Raw genomic sequence first — 18,829 nt, forward strand, 5'->3', positions numbered from 1 at the left:
TACTACTCGTAAATAGTTTTCTTTCTTTTTTGAATTTGCTACAATAGAGTTCATGCGGAGGGATATATTTCGACAATTTAATATATATTTTAAAGAAGGTGACATGTTGGAATATTCAGCACATGAAGTAGCAAATTGGCAATATTATTTTGCAATCGCCGTATTTTTAGTGACATACGGATTTATTATTTCTGAGAAATTAAACCGTGCTGTAATTGCACTATTGGGTGCTGCAATAATGATTATTTTTGGCATTGTAGACTTACATACTGCCTTTACATCGCATATCCAATGGGAAACCATTACTCTTTTAATTGGAATGATGATTCTCGTGCATATTACGAGTCAATCTGGTGTATTTGAATATGTAGCCATTAAAACAGCAAAAGCAGCGGGTGGAAAACCAATTCGAATTTTATTATTTTTATCCCTATTAACCGCAGTCGGCTCTGCATTTTTAGATAATGTAACAACCGTATTATTAATCGTTCCTGTTACACTATCGATCACGCGTATTTTAAAGGTACAACCTGTTCCTTATTTGATTTCTGAAGTATTATTTTCAAATATCGGTGGTACTGCTACACTAATTGGTGATCCTCCAAACATTATGATTGGATCTGCTAATAAACACCTAGATTTTAATGCCTTTTTACTCAATTTAACACCAATTGTACTTATTATTTCCATTGTTACATTAGGCATTATTTACCTTATGTATCGTAACAAATTAAAAACAACACCTGAACAAATTGCTAAACTTATGGAACTAAATGAAAAAGACTATATTCGTGACCGAAGCTTGCTCCTAAAATCTCTTTCCATTTTAGGATTGACAATTCTCGGATTTGTTCTTCATTCCATTATTCATGTAGATGCGGCAGTTATCGCGATGACCGGTGCAACGCTCCTCATGTTAATTGGTGTAAAACAACATGAATTAGAAGATATATTTGCTCATGTAGAATGGGTAACGATTTTCTTCTTCGCTGGATTATTTGTTCTTGTTGGCGGTTTAATTGATATCGGACTTATTTCATCTTTGGCAAAAGAAGTGATTGATGTAACAAATGGTGATATCGGCTTTGCAGCGATTCTTATTTTATGGGTATCAGGGGCAGCATCAGCTACTATTGATAATATTCCATTTGTCGCAACGATGATTCCGCTGATTCAAGATTTAGCTTCAGGACTTGGACTTTCTGTTGACTCTCCTCAAATTGAAGTACTATGGTGGGCATTATCACTTGGTGCTTGCTTAGGGGGGAACGGAACATTAATTGGCGCTTCTGCAAACGTAGTTGTCGCAGGTATTGCTAAGCGCGAAGGACATGGATTTTCTTACCTTGATTTCTTAAAAATTGGCTTACCGTTAACAATCGTTGCATTATTATTATCACATGCTTATATATATTTACGTTATTTAATATAAAAAGGTTTGCAGCATATTGCTGCAAACCTTTTTTATCACCAAAATATCCCGATAATTACCAATGCTCCTAAAATTATACCACCAATTTCTCCAACGATTCCTGGTGATAATTGAACACCTTTTTTAACTTCTACAACCGGTCTTTCATGTCTAAGCTGTTGAACTTCACTTTGTAGTTGATGCACACTACCATGCAATTCCTTTACGAGTTCTTTTAACTGTGCTAATTCTTCATTTACTGGCTTTGTTTTTTCTAAATTCATATGACATGACTCCTTATTTCAATTCATATGTTGTAAAATTTCGCCAGTCGTTATCCTTTTCCCTGCAATTACATCCGTATTACCAAATATAAATATAGCAAAATTTTTACGATTAATTTGATATGTTACAACATTATGTGCGATTACATCCTATGTAAATCAATTTTGAGTCTTTAGCCATTCATCTCGCAATATACCCATTATGATACGATCAAAACTCTTCCCATCCCGCTGAACAGCTTCTCTCATACACCCCTCCACCTTAAATCCAACCTTTTTATAAACTTCAATTGCCGATTTATTATATGAAATAACATCGAGACCTACACGATGTAGGTTTAATTCATAAAAAGCATATTTCAGAATAAGGCGTAATCCTTCCGTACCATATCCCCTACCTCTATAATTCTTATCACCTATACCAACTGCTAACAACCCAGCTCTATTATTCCACTCTATGCTATGAAGTGCCACAAAACCAATTAAAATATCATCTTGAATCGTTCTTAACATAAAAGAAACGCCATTTGATTTTTGTCCTTTTAATAACTCATATTCCTTTAATTCATGTAACGATTGTGGAACTGCAGCGTCCGTATCTACATTTCTTAAATACTCACTATCTTCTTGCCAAATAGCCATTTGCTCAATATCTTCAGCTCTGATTGCTGATAACTTAATATTTTCACCTAGAAAAAGATTATTCAATTTCGTGTTCATTTCAAAAATCCCCCTTTTCAATTCTGGGGATAGCTCTGTAAGTTAATAAGCCTCTCTATCCCCTTGTTCCATAACCCTCACTACCAATGAGATACTTACGATACGCGATATCATTCATCCCCTTTTAATATGTATAAATTTATTGTACTTATATCAGACTATTCATTCAACTTGTTTATATAGAAACTAGCATAGCGACTGTCCTTACAAACAAAGAAAAAAACGATATTTGTTCTTCATCCAAATATCGGCTTTCTCTTCTTTCAAAACATCTATTATTCACTTTTCTTCTTACATGCAAAACAAATATTTCTCCCCTTAATACATGTTTCCAATTGACACTCTTGTTACATCTATGAATTGCTGTAATGGCGCTGTAATCCACTTATCTCTATGCCAAGCAATCTGTGTAAAAATAGGAGAGATTGTATTCTCTAAAACTAACTCCTTCATTGTACCTTGTTGTATCTCTTTTTCTACTACCATTGCTGGTAAAATAGCTATACCTAAGCCCGCAATTACACATTGCTTAATTGCTTCTACACTAACAAACTCAATTTTATTTGCAGGATATACATCTTCTGCCCGGAATAGTTCTTCAAATATAGTACGATAAGAACAGCCAAATTCTGTTAACAAAAGTGTTTCACTTTCTAAATCCTTTGTAGACATTAAAGATTTTTCAAGTAAAGGATGATTAGGAAATGCTACTATTTTCAATTCTTCTCGAACTAACGACTCTACATGCAAAGCATCTTCTATTTTACATTCATCTAAAATAAAGGCTAAATCAAGTTTTCCCTCCATCAGTTGCTCCTTTACAGCCTCATTTGAATGAGCAGGTTTGAATATAAGTCTTATTTGCGGGAATTTCGTCTTAAATTCCTTCAAAATGGAAGGAAGCCGATATGTGCATTGACTTTCTTGTGCGCCAATCACTAGCGTACCAGATGTTGTTTCCTCATCTTGCACAACCATTTTCGCTTCATAACTTAACGCTATTATCTTATTGGCATATAGTTGAAACTTCCGTCCTGCTTCAGTCAAAAAAAGGCGTTTTCCTAATCGTTCAAACAACGTTGCTCCTAGCTCAGCTTCCAATGCTTTTATTTGTGCCGTGACACTTGATTGAGCAAAATTTAATATTTTAGCTGTCTGCGTAAAGTTCAAGTTTTCTGCTGCTGTTTTAAATGTGATTAATTGTTTTATCTCCAAGACACTTTCCTCCTTCTAATCAATATTTTCGATTGATTAGATCTGAATAATCCTCTTTGCCTATCAATATTTATATTGTATGATAAGAACCAATAACAAACAATATTGATTCATGTTACAAATTGGAGGTATTTCATATGAAAGCACTTTGTTTCGAGGAATTCGGAAATGCGGATGTATTAAAATATCAAGAAGTTTCAGACCCAACTATAAAACCGAATGAGATTCTCGTTCGCACAAAAGCGATTGGCCTAAATTTTGCTGATATATATAGACGTAGAGGTAACTATCATCTTGTTGGTAAACCACCTTATATATTAGGGTATGAGGGTTCAGGAATTGTAGAGAAAATCGGCGCTGAAGTTACGGACATTTCTGCCGGTGATCGCATTGCATTTGCTGATGTACCATTTGCAAATGCGGAGTTAGTAGCTGTTCCAAAAGAAAAAGCGATTCTACTCCCGGACTCTATTTCCTTCGAGGCAGCCTCTTCCGTCTTATTACAAGGGTTAACTGCTCATTACTTAACAAAAGACAGCTACAAAATAAAAGCTAGTGATTTTGTTTTAGTTCATGCAGCTGCCGGAGGGGTTGGGCAACTTCTCATTCAAATGATTAAAATGCAAGGCGCACAAGTAATCGGTCTTACTTCATCTAAAGAAAAAGCAAAAGCAGCTTATTCAGCTGGAGCAGACTATGTATTTTTATATTCAGAATCATGGTGTGAGAAAGTACTACAAATTACAAAAGGTCATGGCGTAGATGTTGTATACGAATCAATAGGTTCTACATTAGAAGAGAGCTTTAAGACTACAAAAACCGGTGGTACGGTTGTATTTTACGGAATGGCCGGCGGTGATCCTGCTCCTGTTGATCCACGAATGCTGATGGATACTTCGAAAACTTTAACTGGCGGCGATCTTTGGAACGTACTCACAACGTATGAAGAACGCAAACAACGTTCCAATCAACTATTTGATTGGATTACTGCTGGAAAATTAAACATCCAAAATCCAACTACTTTCTCTTTAGAAGATGGTGCTAAGGCACATCATTTATTGGAAAGTCGAAAAAGTACGGGGAAAATTTTATTAATACCATGAACACTTCGACTTAAAAATCAAAAAGATAGCTAGAAGATTTCTTCTAGCTATCTTTATCTGTGCTACTCAGAAAAAGCTTCCGAATATTGAACAACGCCTTGCACATTTTGAAGAGCATTCTCCGTTAACTCCATTGCCATAAATACTTCGTCTGGCACCTCAAATGGCGCTCTTATATTCCATAGACTAGCTGATTTAAAACCAAATTTCGGATAATACTCTTTATGCCCTAAAACAATTATAGAATGATATCCGAGCTCTTTTGCTTCTCTTAATACATTCGAAATCAACAAGCTTCCAATTCCTTTTTTCTGATAGTCTGGTGCAACAGATACTGGAGCAAGCGCTAGCGAATCTACAGATTTATCACCATTGACGATTTTTATTTTAGATAAAAGGACGTGACCAATAATTTCTTTATCTACCGCTACTAATGATAACTCTGGAATAAACGCATCAGATTTTCTAATACGATTTACAAGTTCGTGCTCTTTCTGATCGCTAAATGTTTCATGTGAAAATGCTTGTTTTACAACCTCTTCTGCCCTTTTATATTCTTTCTCAAATTCTTGTCTAATCTTTATATTTATAGCCCCTCATCCTCTATTCTTTCTTATTTCTTTTTGAATTTTACGCAACGCTTTTTTCGATCCACGCTCTATATCATGCTGCATTTTCCATTCTTTATAATCCACAAACAATGTGTCTAAATCATACCCTTCTGGATATAATTCCTTTGCCTGTACTTCTAAAGAAATTCGCTTAACGTTTACTTCAATGAATTGGGCATTATAAAACACAACGATATTGAAGAAATTGTCTTTTTCTTTATATACAATTCCAAAGTCATCATAGTCTAATAATTTCACACGGTCCCCTTTTTTATATTCATCCTTCTCTTCTGCTTTCTCTTTGACAATCTTAGGCTTTCTCAGTCTACTTTCATTCACTCGCTCTAAGCGGTACTCTTTATTTTCCATATAGCCTTTCGCTCTTTGCAGTACGTTTTCTCGCACGTTCATTTTTCTAGAAATCCATAGAGCATTACTCTCTCCTGATTTCCCTATCATTAACTTATACATCGGTTCCAATGTTTCACTATTAAATTGCATCGCCGCATTCATAAAGTCACTGTGCATTTCTGAAAAGCGTTTAATTTCACCATAATGAGTAGTTGCAACAGTCGTACAACCCATATGATAAAATTCTTCTAAAATAGAAATTGCAAGTGCAGCTCCTTCATTCGGTTCCGTACCGCTGCCTATTTCATCAAATAGTAAAAGCGTATTATTATTTGATACTCTCATGATTTCTGAAAGGTTTTTCATATGAGATGAAAATGTACTCAGTGCATTTTCTATACTTTGATTATCGCCAATGTCTACAAATATATTTTCAAAAACAGCAATTTCCGTTTCCTTGTCTCCAGCGATGTGCAATCCTGACATTGTCGCCAATGTTAATAGCCCAATTGTTTTTAAAACAATCGTTTTCCCACCAGCATTTGGTCCTGTAATAATTAAGCTCCGATAGTTTTGCCCGATTTCAAAATTAAGCGGTATAGCTTCTCCTGCTAATAATGGATGTCTGCACCCTACTAACTTTACATACCCATAATCATTTAATTTCGGCTCTACCCCGCCAATATGTTTACTACATTTTGCTTTTGCAAACACCATATCGTATTGACTAATCAGCTCCATATTAATCTTAATGTTATAAATGTCCTCTAAGATCATTCCTGATAAAGTAGCTAATATTTGATATTCTTCCATCGCTTCTTCAGCTTTTAAGCTCGCTAGTTCCACATTTAAATTTGTAACAGTATTTGGTTCTATAAAAACTGTTGAACCCTTAGAAGAAATTTCAACAATTGTTCCTGCAACTTGATTTTTATAGGAAGCTTTCACCGGAATCGTATATCGATCGTCTTTTTTACTAATAAAGAATTCTTGAATATATTTTTTATTTGTACTGCTATTTAAAAATTTATTTAAACGTTCTTTAATTTTCCCCTCTACGGAGTCGATATTATTTCGTATTCGCTTCAATTCTTTACTTGCGGCAGAATCAATACTATTTCCTTTAATTGAAAAATTAATTTCTTCTTCCACACTTTTGAATTCAGACATTGAATTCGCATACGATGCTAGTATGGGTGCGAAAAATTCTTTATCCAGCATAAACGTTTTAACCTTTCGACACCCTCTTAAAAAGTCTGATACACTAACTAGCTCAGTTGGATCTAAAATCATTCCCTTTTCTAGCTTTTGAATTGTACTATCGATATTAGAAATTCCGAAAAAAGGTACATGCCCTTCTGCATCTAATATAGCTCGCGCTTCAGTTGTTTCATTCAAACGATTTTTCACTACTTTGATACTTGCGCTTGGCTCCAATTTATCTAACAATTGTTTTCCTAATCCACTCACACAATACGATTTAACTATTTCCTTTAACTCGTTATATTGCAACTTTTCAAAAGTCATTTTATTCAATTTCTATTCTCCTCACTATGATTTACTCACATCAAAAATGAAGATACCTACCCATTAGATTTCAATGAGATATATTTAATTAAATATAACTTTCATGTGATAAAAATAAACACAAAAAAGCTGCGTAGATACCGCAGCTTTTTACATTTACAAGGCCTGTGCAATATATAAAGAAATAAAACCATCTCAAAAAAACATATGGCTATCCCATAATCATTACACGCTTTATAAAGTATTGTAGGTATCTTCATAGGTTATTTGAAATAAATCCATAACAAAGTTAGGGGTTAGAAGTATATAAAAATCCCCTGTTCTCATTAGATTTATTTCATTCAATTTTTTCCTATTTAGAACCTACCGCACTCACAAAAAGCACCTCTCATTAATTTATAATTATGTTCATTGAAATCTAATTTATTGAAATTATCATACTATATGTTACGGCAGAAGTAAAGGTTCCATACTTTACAATATTCTTCTTATTATACTTTAGTCGTAAGTATATATATGGATTATTTATTCAACGTATTACGAATGTTTTCTTATTCGACATTCGATACAATTATATATAAGTAAAATGGATAAGGAGCGATTCACGTGACAGAACTACAAAAGCAATTCTTTTCCAGATTAAATATACAAGAAAGAGAGTCCATTTCATTTGAAGATTTAAACGAAATCCTTCATGCAATGGCACAAGCGATTCCCTTTGAGAATCTAGATATTATTCACGGTACAGTAAAAGAAATTTCAAAAGAAAATCTTCAAGAAAAAATTTTAGTTCATAACCGCGGTGGCCTTTGTTACGAATTAAATCCAACGATGTATTACTTCCTTAAAGATTGCGGTTTTGATGTTCACTTAGTATCAGGAACAGTTTATCATGCCGCTTCTAATACTTGGGCTGTTGATTCAGGGCATGTGGCAACTGTTTTAAAACATAATACTGAATTTTATTTAATTGAAGTCGGTTTCGGTTCAAACCTTCCACTTTCACCTGTTCCTTTCACCGGTGAGATTGTTCATTCCGTTACTGGGGACTATCGCATTCGAAAAGAAACAACTACAAAGGGAAACTATATTTTAGAGATGAAAAAAAATAATGAATTTCTAAATCAGGATTCTTCTCAAGATTGGACATTAGGTTACGCATTTTATATAGAGGCAGTTGATGAAAGAAAATTAAATAAAGCACAAAAAACAATTGTAGAACATACAGACTCCCCTTTTAATAAAGTACCTCTCACCGTAAAACTAACTTCTGATGGGCATGCTACTCTAACAAAAGATCGTTTTACAGTAACAAAGCAAGGAAAACAGAGTAAAGAAGAGATTACAAAAGAGCAATATGCAGACCTATTGCACGCAATATTTGGTATACAATTATAGTCAAACTAAAAATTCTTGTCGTTTCTGACAAGAATTTTTATCGTACAGCAGGTTTTTTTGCAATTTGTTGTATTTCACAGTTATATAGAATATACTAAGCCTTGCTTTCGAAGGAATGTTTACTCGTTTTATCAATTTACCAAGTGACATATCAGCGATAAGTTATACCTATTTTGTATAAATGTTAGCAAGTTCGTATGCAAACTTGTTAGCACTTTTTTATATTTCTTCTATTACCTTCTTATGGGAAAAATTCTGTACCTAAAGGTCCATACCGTGAAGTAAATGGTTACCCAATAAAAGTGAAAGCTGGAGCTCAAGAAAAACATATTCCTAATGCACCTAACTACAAACAAGAGGTTGCAAATGGAAAAAACAAAAGTATCTTCTATGGTGATAATAAAACAGCACAAGAATTACTTGATAAGTTTGCCGGGAAAGGTCAACTACTACCAGACGGTAAAAAAGAAAGAGTAGACTTTGGTAAACCAATTGGGAAATACTATGATCGCGATACTGGTCAATACCTTGAGACTACTAGAGGAATGATTCATTACGGAAAAGACGGTGCTCATATAGTACCAGCAAGACCATAAAATATATAAGAAAAGAGGATGCACATGGGATATGATTCTTTAATAGGAACATTAATAAAATATGAAGATAGTGAAATGATACTAGAATGGAAAAGTGGATTGAGGATAATTGGCGAACTCGATACAGTTTTTGAAACAGACAATGGATTAGATGATGATATAAATTATACAGAATACGATGCAGCTGCATTTAAAGTAAATAGTATTTTATCCCATCCTACTACTAACCAAGACATTGTATATAATTGGTTAATACAAGAGAAAGGTTCATTGGTTGAAATTTCCCTCTATGATGATCCACCAAGTGCAGTATTTTTAGCTGAGGGAAAGAGAGTATGGGAAAGGGAAATACATAAATAATAGTCGCTATTTAAACTTTGACCTTGATTGGCTTTTAGTCTTTCAAGGTTTTTTATAGTTAAATGAAATGTAAATTGATATTTGAATTAGAAGACCACGAAGATAACAAACGTACGAGATTAATTGCAGTCCCTAAAAAACTTATTACTTGATTTATACTTTAAATACGATAATGACAAATCTCGTGAAGCTGAAATTGAAAAGGAAATGGCTTTAAAGAGCAAGAAGCTAAAGTTATGCTAAATTTGAGTTTGTAGGAACTAATAATTTAGGGGAAATTACAACATACCATGTAGAAAGCGGAAAAACTTTTTTGGAAAACGGTGGATAATAGTAAAAATATCCCTGTTATCAATCCAGTAGAATAGAGGTCAAAAAATGAAAAATAAGATATTGATATGTAGAATTGATTCAATTATTGAAGAAGAAATAGACTTTTTAGTAAATAATCAAAAGGTAACAGGTTTTAATGCTTCACCTCAAGAAGTTGTTGTAAATAAAGAATACGAAGCTGAGATAGATATATTTGTGAATGACGCTTTGACAGTAGAAACGCAAAAAGAAGATAAATTCAAAAAAATAGAAAATATTGCTAATGGAAGTTATATTCTTTTTGGAAAAATGTTAGAAAATAATGTTTTAGATGTTGGTTTCTTTATAACTAGTGATTTACTTGAAGACTACAAATATTTAGAGGGACAATATGTCTATTTACAAGTTGATAGATTACAATTATCTTTTGACTAGCTATTTTGCTAGATTCTGAGGGCAAGAAAAGAACTTTTTGAAGAACAAGTCTTCTTTAGGATTGTATACCATGTTACCTGGCCTTGAGTAAGTGAAGAGAAAGTACAGATGGTGAATAATCAACAAAAGAGACCTCACATTTGAGGTCTCTTTTGTTGATTTAAATTAGAAATTATTATTTAAGTGGATGCTCTTTTGCAACTCTTACTTCACATATACATAAGCTTCACTTGCAGTTACATAGTATGTTTGGCCCTTGCTATTTTGTACTTTGTACTGTGGTGATCCACTAACAGTTACCTTTTCATCGATTGTAAATCCTAATCCTGCATCTACAGTTCCAACAAACACCACGTAACATTACAAGGGTTACGTGGTATGCAAACTATGATATAGTGAACTATGCTATATTAAATTTTTACTGGTTGTTCTTCTTGATAGATAATTTCACCATCAATAATAGTTGTTTCTACTTTTAAATCTTTAATTTGGTTTGGGTTGACACTTAAAATGCTGTCATTTAATATAACTAAATCCGCCAACTTTCCAACCTCTATGCTTCCTTTTATCTCTTCTTCAAAACTCGCATAAGCACCATTCCAGGTGTATAGTTTAATAGCTTCCATTACGCTTATAGATTGATTAGCACCAAACTCCATTCCAGACTGGCTTTTTCTATTGACAGCAACATGAATTCCTAATAAAGGATTATAGTCAGTAACTGGTGCGTCCGATCCACCTGCTGCCATGATACCATGATCAATAAAATCACGAACAGCGTACATGTGATTCACACGATCACCATAGTGCTCTACATATATCTCCCCGAATTCATATGGAAATGGAGGATTTGGAATAGGAACCACCTCGAGCTTTTTCATTCTTTCTTGTAAATCTGGTGAAGAAATTCCCGCGTGCTCAATCCGATGACGGTGGTTTTTTCTTGGTGATTCCTCCAACGCCTTTTCTACACAATTTAAATACATTTCAATGGCTTTATCACCTTGTGCATGTACAGTGATTTGATAGCCTTTTTTATGTGCTTCACCTAAAATCCGGTAGATTTCTTCCTCACTATAATAAAGAATACCATAGTTGTTAGAGTCACTGGAGTACGACTCACGGGTTGCAATTGTAGGTCCGGTGCTACTTCCATCTGTAAACAATTTGGCTGGTCCAACTCTAAATCTCTCATCTCCAGTACCAGTTACCACGCCAGCTTCGACCATTTTATTAACAAATTCATGGGAGTTATTTAACTGACATATCATTGCATATATTCGGACACGAATATTCTTACTCTTCACAGCTTGTTGTAGTAAACGGTAACTCTCAGGGCCATATCCACCTGCCTCATGTATACTTGTTATGCCCGCTGCAACGAAATGATCTGATGCAATTTTCATAGCCTTCATCAGTTCACTTTCTGTATAACTTGCAACCTCGCTCATCTCCATATTTGCTGCTTCAATTAACTTTCCTGTAAGCTTTCCTGCCTGATTCTTTTCAATAACTCCCCCATTAGAATCCGGTGTGTTCTCGTTAATTTCCGCAATTTCTAATGCTTTACTGTTCACCACACTTATATGGCCGCAAGTACGGGATACAATAATGGGATGTTCACTTGAAATTTCATCCAGCTCAGTGATTGTTGGATAACGCTTTTCCTTCACAGCAGTTTCATTAAAGCCCCAAGCACGTATCCATTCACCTTTAGGAGTTTCTAAAGCTTTCTTTTTCAGGTCATTTAACAAAGCCTCGATAGAATCAATATGTTCAGCTTTACAACTTACCGCCAACTGATTCACCCCATAAGAAATGAGGTGAATATGAGAATCAATGAATCCAGGAAGAAGGGTTTTTCCTTGCAAGTCAATTACATCCGTTTTTTCTCCTATAAAACTCTTAACCTCCTGATTTGAACCAACAACTGCGATACGATTATCTTTTATTGCTACAGCTTCGACTACTGTATTTTTTTGGTCTACTGTAATAACTTCTCCATTTATCAATACAACATCAGCTTTCATAAACTCAGCCCTTTCGGAATTACTCTTTTAGAGTGATTCGTTCAGTATTTAAAACTATCTCTCTCGATATGCTATTCTGCTTTTTAACAAGATTTGTTCATAACTAGTTAAAGTTGAGCTAAGCATTCTTTTAATGTTTTAACAATAAAAGTAAAGTCTTCTTCTGTGATGCTTAATGGCGGAGCAAGTTGCAAAATATTATTGTAACCTGCAACAGTGTCACCATTTTTACCAATAATTAGACCTTTTTCTTTACAAGCATTGATGACTTTGTTCACCTTTTCAATAGCAGCCGCTTCTTTCATTTGCTTATCTTCCACTAGTTCAATACCTAAAAGAAGACCTTTTCCGCGAACATCTCCTACGTTTGGATGCTCTTTTATCTCCTCTAGTTCATATAGCAGTCGTTCACCTAATTCTTGCGAACGTTCAATGAGTTTCTCATTCTCCATAATTTCTAAATTCTTCAAAGCTAAGGCACATGCTGCAGGATTGCCTCCAAACGTATTCACATGGCGGAAGCGATCATAATCTTCACTGCCTATGTATGCCTCATAAACCTCTCGTCTGACTGCTGTTGCTGACAAAGGAAGATACGCACTAGTAATACCTTTTGCCATTGTAATGATATCTGGTTTGACGCCATAGTTCATAAATCCAAATGGCTTCCCTGTCCGGCCAAATCCACATATAACTTCATCACAAATGAGCAACGCACCGTGCTTCTCGCAAATTTCTTTTACTTTTGCCATATATCCATCAGGAGGCATTAAAATTCCGCCCCCAGTAATAATTGGCTCCATAATCACCCCGGCTACTGTTTGGCTTAACTCCCATGTCATGACACGATCGATTTCATCAGCACTTGCCAGTGTATGAACATCATCTGGATTGCGATACGTATCCGGCGGTGCTACATGCAGAAACCCTTGCCCCAATGGTTCATATTTGTACTTTCGTTGGGCTTGACCTGTTGCTGCAAGAGCCCCCATTGAATTACCGTGGTAAGCGCGATAGCGTGAAATAAACTTATAGCGTCCATGATCGCCTTTTTGTTGATGATATTGACGAGCAATTTTAAACGCTGTTTCATTCGCTTCCGATCCACTGTTAGAAAAGAAAATGACGTATTCGTCACCAAGCCATTCATTCAATTTTTCTGCTAATTTAATAGCAGGAACATGACTTTGTGTCAGAGGGAAGTACGGCATTTCTTCAAGCTGTTCATAAGCCGCTCTTGCAAGTTCTTTTCGACCATACCCAACATTCACGCACCACAGACCGGACATACCATCTAAATAACGGTTTCCATCAATATCTGTCACCCATGCCCCTTCTGCTTTTGTGATAATTAAATTCGTTGGATTAGGGGCCGCTCCTCTCATTGCATGCCAAAGGTACTTTTCATCTGCTTTTTTCAAACTTTGTGTTTGTTCTGTCGCTTGCACAATCACCAACTCCATTCTATCTTTTTATGATTTTACATTACTCTTTCAATAACGAGCCGTAAGCATTTTCTTGCGAGTATAGAATTCTACGCCATCTTTTCCATTTGCATGGAGATCACCATAGAAGGATTTTTTATAACCTGAGAATGGGAAGAATGCCATTGGAGCAGGAACTCCTAGATTGACCCCTAGCATACCTGCATCAATTTCTTCACGGAATTCACGAGTGGCTTTAGCGCTATCGGTGTACAGGCATGCACCATTTGCGAATGGCGAAGCATTAGCAACATCAATCGCTCCCATCAAGTCTTTTACTCGTACTATAGAAAGAACCGGTGCGAAGATTTCATCCTGCCAGATTTTCATTTCCTGTGTCACATTGTCAAAAATCGTTGGGCCAACAAAATAACCTTGACCGTTTGCTGCATCGTCTTCACGTCCGTCACGAATAAGTGTCGCTCCCTGCTCTACACCGGATTGAATGTAGCCGAGTGTCCGCTCTTTATGTCCTTCACGAATAACAGGACCAAGGAAAACATCTTCTTCCAGACCATTACCAATAGTAATAGCGTTAGCCTCTTGAAGTAGTCTATTAACGAGCTCATCTGCAACGTCTTCTTCTACAACCACAACAGCCGCCGCCATGCATCGTTCACCGGCTGAACCGAAGGCAGCATTTGTAATTTCTTTCGCTGCAGAACTAAGGTCCGCATCTTTTAATACGATCGAATGATTTTTTGCACCTGCAAGAGCTTGTACACGTTTGCCGTTAGCTGCTGCGGTTTTATATATATACTCAGCCACAGGTTGAGAACCAACGAAAGATACAGCCTTCACATCCTCATTATCAAGAATGCCATTAACGACGTCATGTGCACCATGCACAACATTTAGTACTCCATCTGGAAGACCTGCTTCTTTAAACAGTTCAGCTAAGCGATTAGCCAATAGCGGTGTTCTTTCAGATGGTTTTAATACAAACGTGTTTCCGCATGCAATCGCGAGTGGAAACATCCAGCATGGTACCATCATCGGAAAGTTAAATGGCGTTATTCCTGCGATTACTCCGATTGGGTAACGATACATCCCCGATTCAACACCAGTAGCAATATCAGGAAGTTGCTCTCCCATCATTAAAGTGGGTGCACCTGCGGCAAATTCAACACATTCAATCCCCCGCTGCACTTCACCGTAAGCTTCTTTATAACTTTTTCCGTTTTCCAGGGTAACGAGCTTAGCTAACTCTTCCCAGTTTTCAATCAATAGCTGTTGATAGCGAAATAGAATACGAGCACGCCGAGGCACAGCGACTCTTCTCCATGTTTTGAATGCTTCTTTAGCAGTTGCTACAGCTCTATTTAAATCTTCTTTAGTCGAAAGTGGCACACGAGCAATGATCTCTCCTGTTGCTGGATTTGGTACATCTTCAATCTGTTTACTTGTGGATTCTATCCATTGTCCGCCAATATAATTTTTCAACGCTTGTACATTTTTCGTTACTACCATCATCAAACCTCCTAGTTTTTAAATAACCGTCCTATGTATTGCACCCTCAAAAGAAAGCGCATTCATATGGCGGTATGTAAAATTATTTGCATAAATCCCACTACATTTCGTCAACATAACTTGAGAGTACAATGTCGGCTTTTTGGTTCGTTAGACTTTATCTCTATTTTGTTCTACTATTCTGAATTTCTTACCCGTGAAATACATAGGGGCAGTCATCTGCTTAGGCCCTCTTCTCATTTCACATTATTTCAGATTGATCTCATGGTTCATTTTATAATTCTTTTTCAAAAACACTGGACAATCCCATTCACAAACAAGGTCTTTAGCCAAGGAAACGATCCAATCCTTTGTAATATGATATCTTTCCCCCTCAACAGTAATGAACACTTCACCATCTGTCACATAGAAAACTTCCTGCTCTTCTACATGCCACGGTCCTTTATTCGGTTCGCCTACCCATGGTTCCCACGTGTCAACACCTAATTTTTGTGCTTCTTCTGCTGTAAGTTTTTTCGCAAAAAACATGATGATCCTCTCTCTTTCTTATTGGTATTTTTGAAGGAATAGATTCTATAAACGTACGTTCTTAACATCCGTATCTTTTAAACGTTTGAACTCTTTTCTTATAAAATATATGGCAATGAGAACGCCTGGAATTTCTGCAGCAGGACCTGCGTACCATATACCTTCTACACCCCAGAACTTCGGGAAAATAAACATGAATGGAAATGAGAAAAACAACATTTTGCTAACATTTATAAACGTTGCAGTCCAGTTTCTCTCTTGGGATTCGAAATAACCAGATACAAGCAAGCTAACTGCATTAAACACAAACAAAGAATTGAATACAACTGTCGTCCAAATGCCCAGTTTCTGCAATTCAGGATTACCACCGGAAAAAAATGAAACAATTGGATCTGCAAAAATGATTAGGATGGCTGTCACAATCACAAAGAAAGCAACCGTAAAAATGATTCCCATCTTAATTGCTTGTTTCACACGCTCAAGGTTGCCCGCACCGTAATTATAACTAATGATCGGTTGCAGTCCTGTCATCCCACCGAGCGCTGCTAAGGCGAGCAGATTTGTAATGTAACCATTTTGAATCGTGAAAGCAGCAACGTGCAGCCCACCACCGTAGCTTTGCAGTAAGTTGTTGAAGAAGATAATTGCAATAAACATCATGAACTGACTTGAGAAAGATGCAAATCCTGTCCAAGCCACCTCACCAATTACCTTAAGCTTAATCCTCATATCTTTTATTTTTGGCTTAAGCTTTGTTTTCCCAAACCAAAAATAAAAGATAAGTAAAACAGGGATCGATTGTGAAATTGTATTCGCCCACGAAGATCCCATCATTCCCATGTCATATTTCACTACCAGAATCCATTCTGTAATTCCCGCAACAACTGCTGCAATTAACCAACTGTTCATTGATAATACAGGTTTTTCATCAATATTTGTAAAAATACTTAGTACAACCGCCAATATCGTTATTGGCAATGAAATCCACAATAGTCGGCTGTATTTCACCGCATATGGAAGTGCCTCCTGACTTGCTCCGAATAAAGTCATGATTTGATTTTCAAAGACCAATCCAAGTATGGCTAGTAATGTTGAGAAGAAAAGAGTAAACCATAAAGTTTGCCCCATAATACTCCTACCTTCTTCAATTTCCCCTTTTCCAAGTCGAAGTGAAATGACCGCTCCGGCTCCTATACCAAAAAGAACGCCAAGCATACGGGTAATAACCATGACCGTAAATCCAATTCCGATCCCTTCGACTTCCAGCTCCTGAAAGTCACTGACGAAATAGCCATCGACAACCGCTACAACTCCTAGAATCACGTTAGCCATAATTCCAGCCAAAGCAAACCGTAAATATAGTAACGGAATACTTTTGGTTCCCAGCACTGAATCATTCGCCGGCTTATTCATTACTTCTAGTTGCTCTATCGTCGATGATGGACGGTTGTCTACTATTTTCATGAGCATGTCCCCTTATAAATAATTTATATAGCAAGTTAAGCTCAATTAATTCGCATACCAACCTACAGGCTTCGCATTCTGATGAATATTGATTTGCTTCGTTTCCATAAAGTGCTCTAGCCCAACAGTACCTAACGCTCTTCCGATTCCACTTTGCTTATATCCTCCCCAAGGACCTTCAACATAGGCGAAATGATAACTATTAATCCAAGTAATTCCCGCACGCAATTTACTAATGACTCGTTTTGCTCGATCCATATCTTCAGTAAATACAGCACCGGCTAATCCATAAATGGAATCATTTGCTTTTTGGATGGCATCTTCCTCATCTTTAAATTTCTCTACAACAAGGACTGGACCAAAAATCTCTTCCTTAACAATACGCATATTCGCATTTACATCAGCAAAGATCGTTGGCGCAATAAAAAATCCTTGATCAAGCCCATTTTCTGTTAAGCGCTTACCGCCACAAACTAATTTTGCACCTTCTTCAATTCCGCTCTTAATGTAATGTAAAACTTCATTCATATGAGACTCGTTTGTGATGGCTCCCATTTCAATGTTCTCGCTTTCCCCGTTGCCAACTACAATTTTGCTCGCACGCTCGGCCAATCTTTCAACAAACTTATCGTAAATGGTCTCTTGTACAAGCAAACGAGATGCAGCTGAACAAACTTGCCCAGCATTGTGGAAAATACCAAACATCGCATTCTCGACTGCAATTTCAAAATCCACATCATCGAACACAATAAGTGGAGATTTACCACCCAGTTCAAGTGTGATTTTTTTCATATTGCCCGCAGCTGCGCGCATAATGCTTTGACCTGTTTTTGTTCCACCAGTAAAGGCGATCTTGTCAACATTATGACTCTCGGCAAGCTCATTCCCAACCTTTGATCCAGGTCCCAATACCAAGTTTGCCACTCCGTCTGGAAGTCCAATCTCTTCGATAATCTCAAAAAGTTTGAATACGCTTACAGGAGTGACTTCAGCAGGCTTAAGTATAATTGTATTTCCTGCGGCAAGTGCAGGAGCAATTTGCCAAACAGCTAACATAAGCGGGAAATTCCAAGGTACAATAAGTCCACAAACACCAATCGGTTCATGAATAATAATTGTGTCTGAAGAATCAGCACGCGTGTAAGATTCCTTTTTCATGCCCTTGATCAAGTCAGCATAATAGCGGAAGCATTGAATCGATACCGGAATATCCACATAAGTGGTTGCACGAATCACCTTACCGTTATTTGCAGTTTCCAAACTTGCAATTTCAGCTGCCTTCTCTTCAAGACGGTCTGCAATCTTATAGAGGTAGTCAGCTCTTTCATCAGCCGATAAATCCGACCAGATTCCGCTGTCAAACGCTTTGCGAGCCGCCTTGATTGCTATCTTCGCATCGTCTGCTGATCCATAAGCAGACGATGCGATGACCTCTCCGTTTGCCGGATTGATAATGTTTCGTCTAGCGCCGGATAACGCTTCTACCCATTTCCCGTCAATGAACATATTAATTTTCATAAATAGCTCTCC

The 18,829-nt window shown here is 36.6% G+C and carries 17 protein-coding genes and 1 pseudogene; 6 read left to right on the plus strand and 12 right to left on the minus strand.

What is annotated here, in order from left to right:
• Nucleotides 1-106 precede the first annotated feature (106 nt).
• The gene (locus CN288_RS06165; protein WP_098301974.1) at nucleotides 107-1,432 is read left to right on the plus strand and encodes an ArsB/NhaD family transporter; all 1,326 of its coding nucleotides are present in this window, start codon (nucleotides 107-109) and stop codon (nucleotides 1,430-1,432) included.
• A 35-nt stretch (nucleotides 1,433-1,467) separates the two neighbouring features.
• On the opposite strand, the gene CN288_RS06170 is transcribed toward CN288_RS06165, so the two are convergent.
• The 3 genes from CN288_RS06170 to CN288_RS06180 all read right to left on the minus strand — a co-directional run bounded on the left by CN288_RS06170 (nucleotide 1,468) and on the right by CN288_RS06180 (nucleotide 3,630).
• Nucleotides 1,468-1,695: a hypothetical protein gene (locus tag CN288_RS06170; protein WP_090691914.1), complete on the minus strand. Its 228-nt coding sequence runs from the start codon at nucleotides 1,693-1,695 to the stop codon at nucleotides 1,468-1,470.
• A gap of 159 nt (nucleotides 1,696-1,854) precedes the next feature.
• Entirely contained in the window at nucleotides 1,855-2,415 is a 561-nt protein-coding gene (locus CN288_RS06175; protein WP_026591550.1) for a GNAT family N-acetyltransferase, read from the minus strand.
• Between the two features lie 318 nt (nucleotides 2,416-2,733).
• Nucleotides 2,734-3,630, minus strand: coding sequence for a LysR family transcriptional regulator (locus CN288_RS06180; protein WP_098301975.1), 897 nt, complete (start codon nucleotides 3,628-3,630; stop codon nucleotides 2,734-2,736).
• 137 nt (nucleotides 3,631-3,767) lie between these two features.
• Here CN288_RS06180 and CN288_RS06185 point away from each other — a divergent pair, with 137 nt between their 5' ends.
• Nucleotides 3,768-4,733 (plus strand): quinone oxidoreductase family protein, encoded by a 966-nt coding sequence (locus tag CN288_RS06185; protein ID WP_098301976.1) that lies wholly within the window; start codon nucleotides 3,768-3,770, stop codon nucleotides 4,731-4,733.
• A gap of 62 nt (nucleotides 4,734-4,795) precedes the next feature.
• On the opposite strand, the gene CN288_RS06190 is transcribed toward CN288_RS06185, so the two are convergent.
• Together CN288_RS06190 and CN288_RS06195 are read right to left on the minus strand one after the other, a co-directional pair.
• Entirely contained in the window at nucleotides 4,796-5,323 is a 528-nt protein-coding gene (locus CN288_RS06190) for a GNAT family N-acetyltransferase (RefSeq protein ID WP_026591553.1), read from the minus strand.
• Nucleotides 5,324-5,329: 6 nt separating this feature from the next.
• Entirely contained in the window at nucleotides 5,330-7,231 is a 1,902-nt protein-coding gene (locus CN288_RS06195; protein WP_098301977.1) for an endonuclease MutS2, read from the minus strand.
• A gap of 597 nt (nucleotides 7,232-7,828) precedes the next feature.
• On the opposite strand from CN288_RS06195, the gene CN288_RS06200 reads away from it, so the two are divergent.
• The 4 genes from CN288_RS06200 (at nucleotide 7,829) to CN288_RS06215 (ending at nucleotide 10,323) form a co-directional block, all read left to right on the plus strand.
• Entirely contained in the window at nucleotides 7,829-8,620 is a 792-nt protein-coding gene (locus CN288_RS06200; RefSeq protein WP_098301978.1) for an arylamine N-acetyltransferase family protein, read from the plus strand.
• 302 nt (nucleotides 8,621-8,922) lie between these two features.
• Nucleotides 8,923-9,216, plus strand: a complete 294-nt coding sequence (locus tag CN288_RS06205; RefSeq protein ID WP_098301979.1) for a polymorphic toxin type 50 domain-containing protein — start codon at nucleotides 8,923-8,925, stop codon at nucleotides 9,214-9,216.
• 24 nt (nucleotides 9,217-9,240) lie between these two features.
• A complete protein-coding gene (locus CN288_RS06210; protein ID WP_098301980.1) occupies nucleotides 9,241-9,576 on the plus strand; it encodes a hypothetical protein in 336 nt (111 codons plus the stop codon).
• A 378-nt stretch (nucleotides 9,577-9,954) separates the two neighbouring features.
• Nucleotides 9,955-10,323: a hypothetical protein gene (locus CN288_RS06215; protein ID WP_098019361.1), complete on the plus strand. Its 369-nt coding sequence runs from the start codon at nucleotides 9,955-9,957 to the stop codon at nucleotides 10,321-10,323.
• 204 nt (nucleotides 10,324-10,527) lie between these two features.
• On the opposite strand, the pseudogene CN288_RS28655 reads toward CN288_RS06215, so the two are convergent.
• The 7 genes and pseudogenes from CN288_RS28655 to CN288_RS06245 form a co-directional block, all read right to left on the minus strand.
• Nucleotides 10,528-10,665, minus strand: a pseudogene (locus CN288_RS28655) (hypothetical protein); the annotation flags it as partial.
• Between the two features lie 68 nt (nucleotides 10,666-10,733).
• Nucleotides 10,734-12,353 carry an amidohydrolase gene (locus CN288_RS06220; RefSeq protein ID WP_098301981.1) on the minus strand — a complete coding sequence of 540 codons (1,620 nt, stop codon included), beginning with the start codon at nucleotides 12,351-12,353 and terminating at the stop codon, nucleotides 10,734-10,736.
• 107 nt (nucleotides 12,354-12,460) lie between these two features.
• Complete coding sequence (locus CN288_RS06225) at nucleotides 12,461-13,816, minus strand: aspartate aminotransferase family protein (protein WP_176527652.1); 1,356 nt, start codon at nucleotides 13,814-13,816, stop codon at nucleotides 12,461-12,463.
• Nucleotides 13,817-13,846: 30 nt separating this feature from the next.
• Nucleotides 13,847-15,307 (minus strand): CoA-acylating methylmalonate-semialdehyde dehydrogenase, encoded by a 1,461-nt coding sequence (locus CN288_RS06230; RefSeq protein WP_098301983.1) that lies wholly within the window; start codon nucleotides 15,305-15,307, stop codon nucleotides 13,847-13,849.
• A 246-nt stretch (nucleotides 15,308-15,553) separates the two neighbouring features.
• Nucleotides 15,554-15,835 carry a cupin domain-containing protein gene (locus tag CN288_RS06235; protein WP_026591559.1) on the minus strand — a complete coding sequence of 94 codons (282 nt, stop codon included), beginning with the start codon at nucleotides 15,833-15,835 and terminating at the stop codon, nucleotides 15,554-15,556.
• A 45-nt stretch (nucleotides 15,836-15,880) separates the two neighbouring features.
• Complete coding sequence (locus CN288_RS06240) at nucleotides 15,881-17,299, minus strand: MATE family efflux transporter (protein WP_026591560.1); 1,419 nt, start codon at nucleotides 17,297-17,299, stop codon at nucleotides 15,881-15,883.
• A gap of 45 nt (nucleotides 17,300-17,344) precedes the next feature.
• On the minus strand, nucleotides 17,345-18,817 hold the full coding sequence (locus tag CN288_RS06245) for an aldehyde dehydrogenase family protein (RefSeq protein WP_098301984.1): 1,473 nt from the start codon (nucleotides 18,815-18,817) through the stop codon (nucleotides 17,345-17,347).
• Nucleotides 18,818-18,829 lie beyond the last annotated feature (12 nt).

Origin of the sequence: Bacillus sp. AFS023182 (assembly GCF_002560575.1) — a bacterium.
Lineage (GTDB): Bacteria > Bacillota > Bacilli > Bacillales > Bacillaceae_G > Bacillus_A > Bacillus_A arachidis.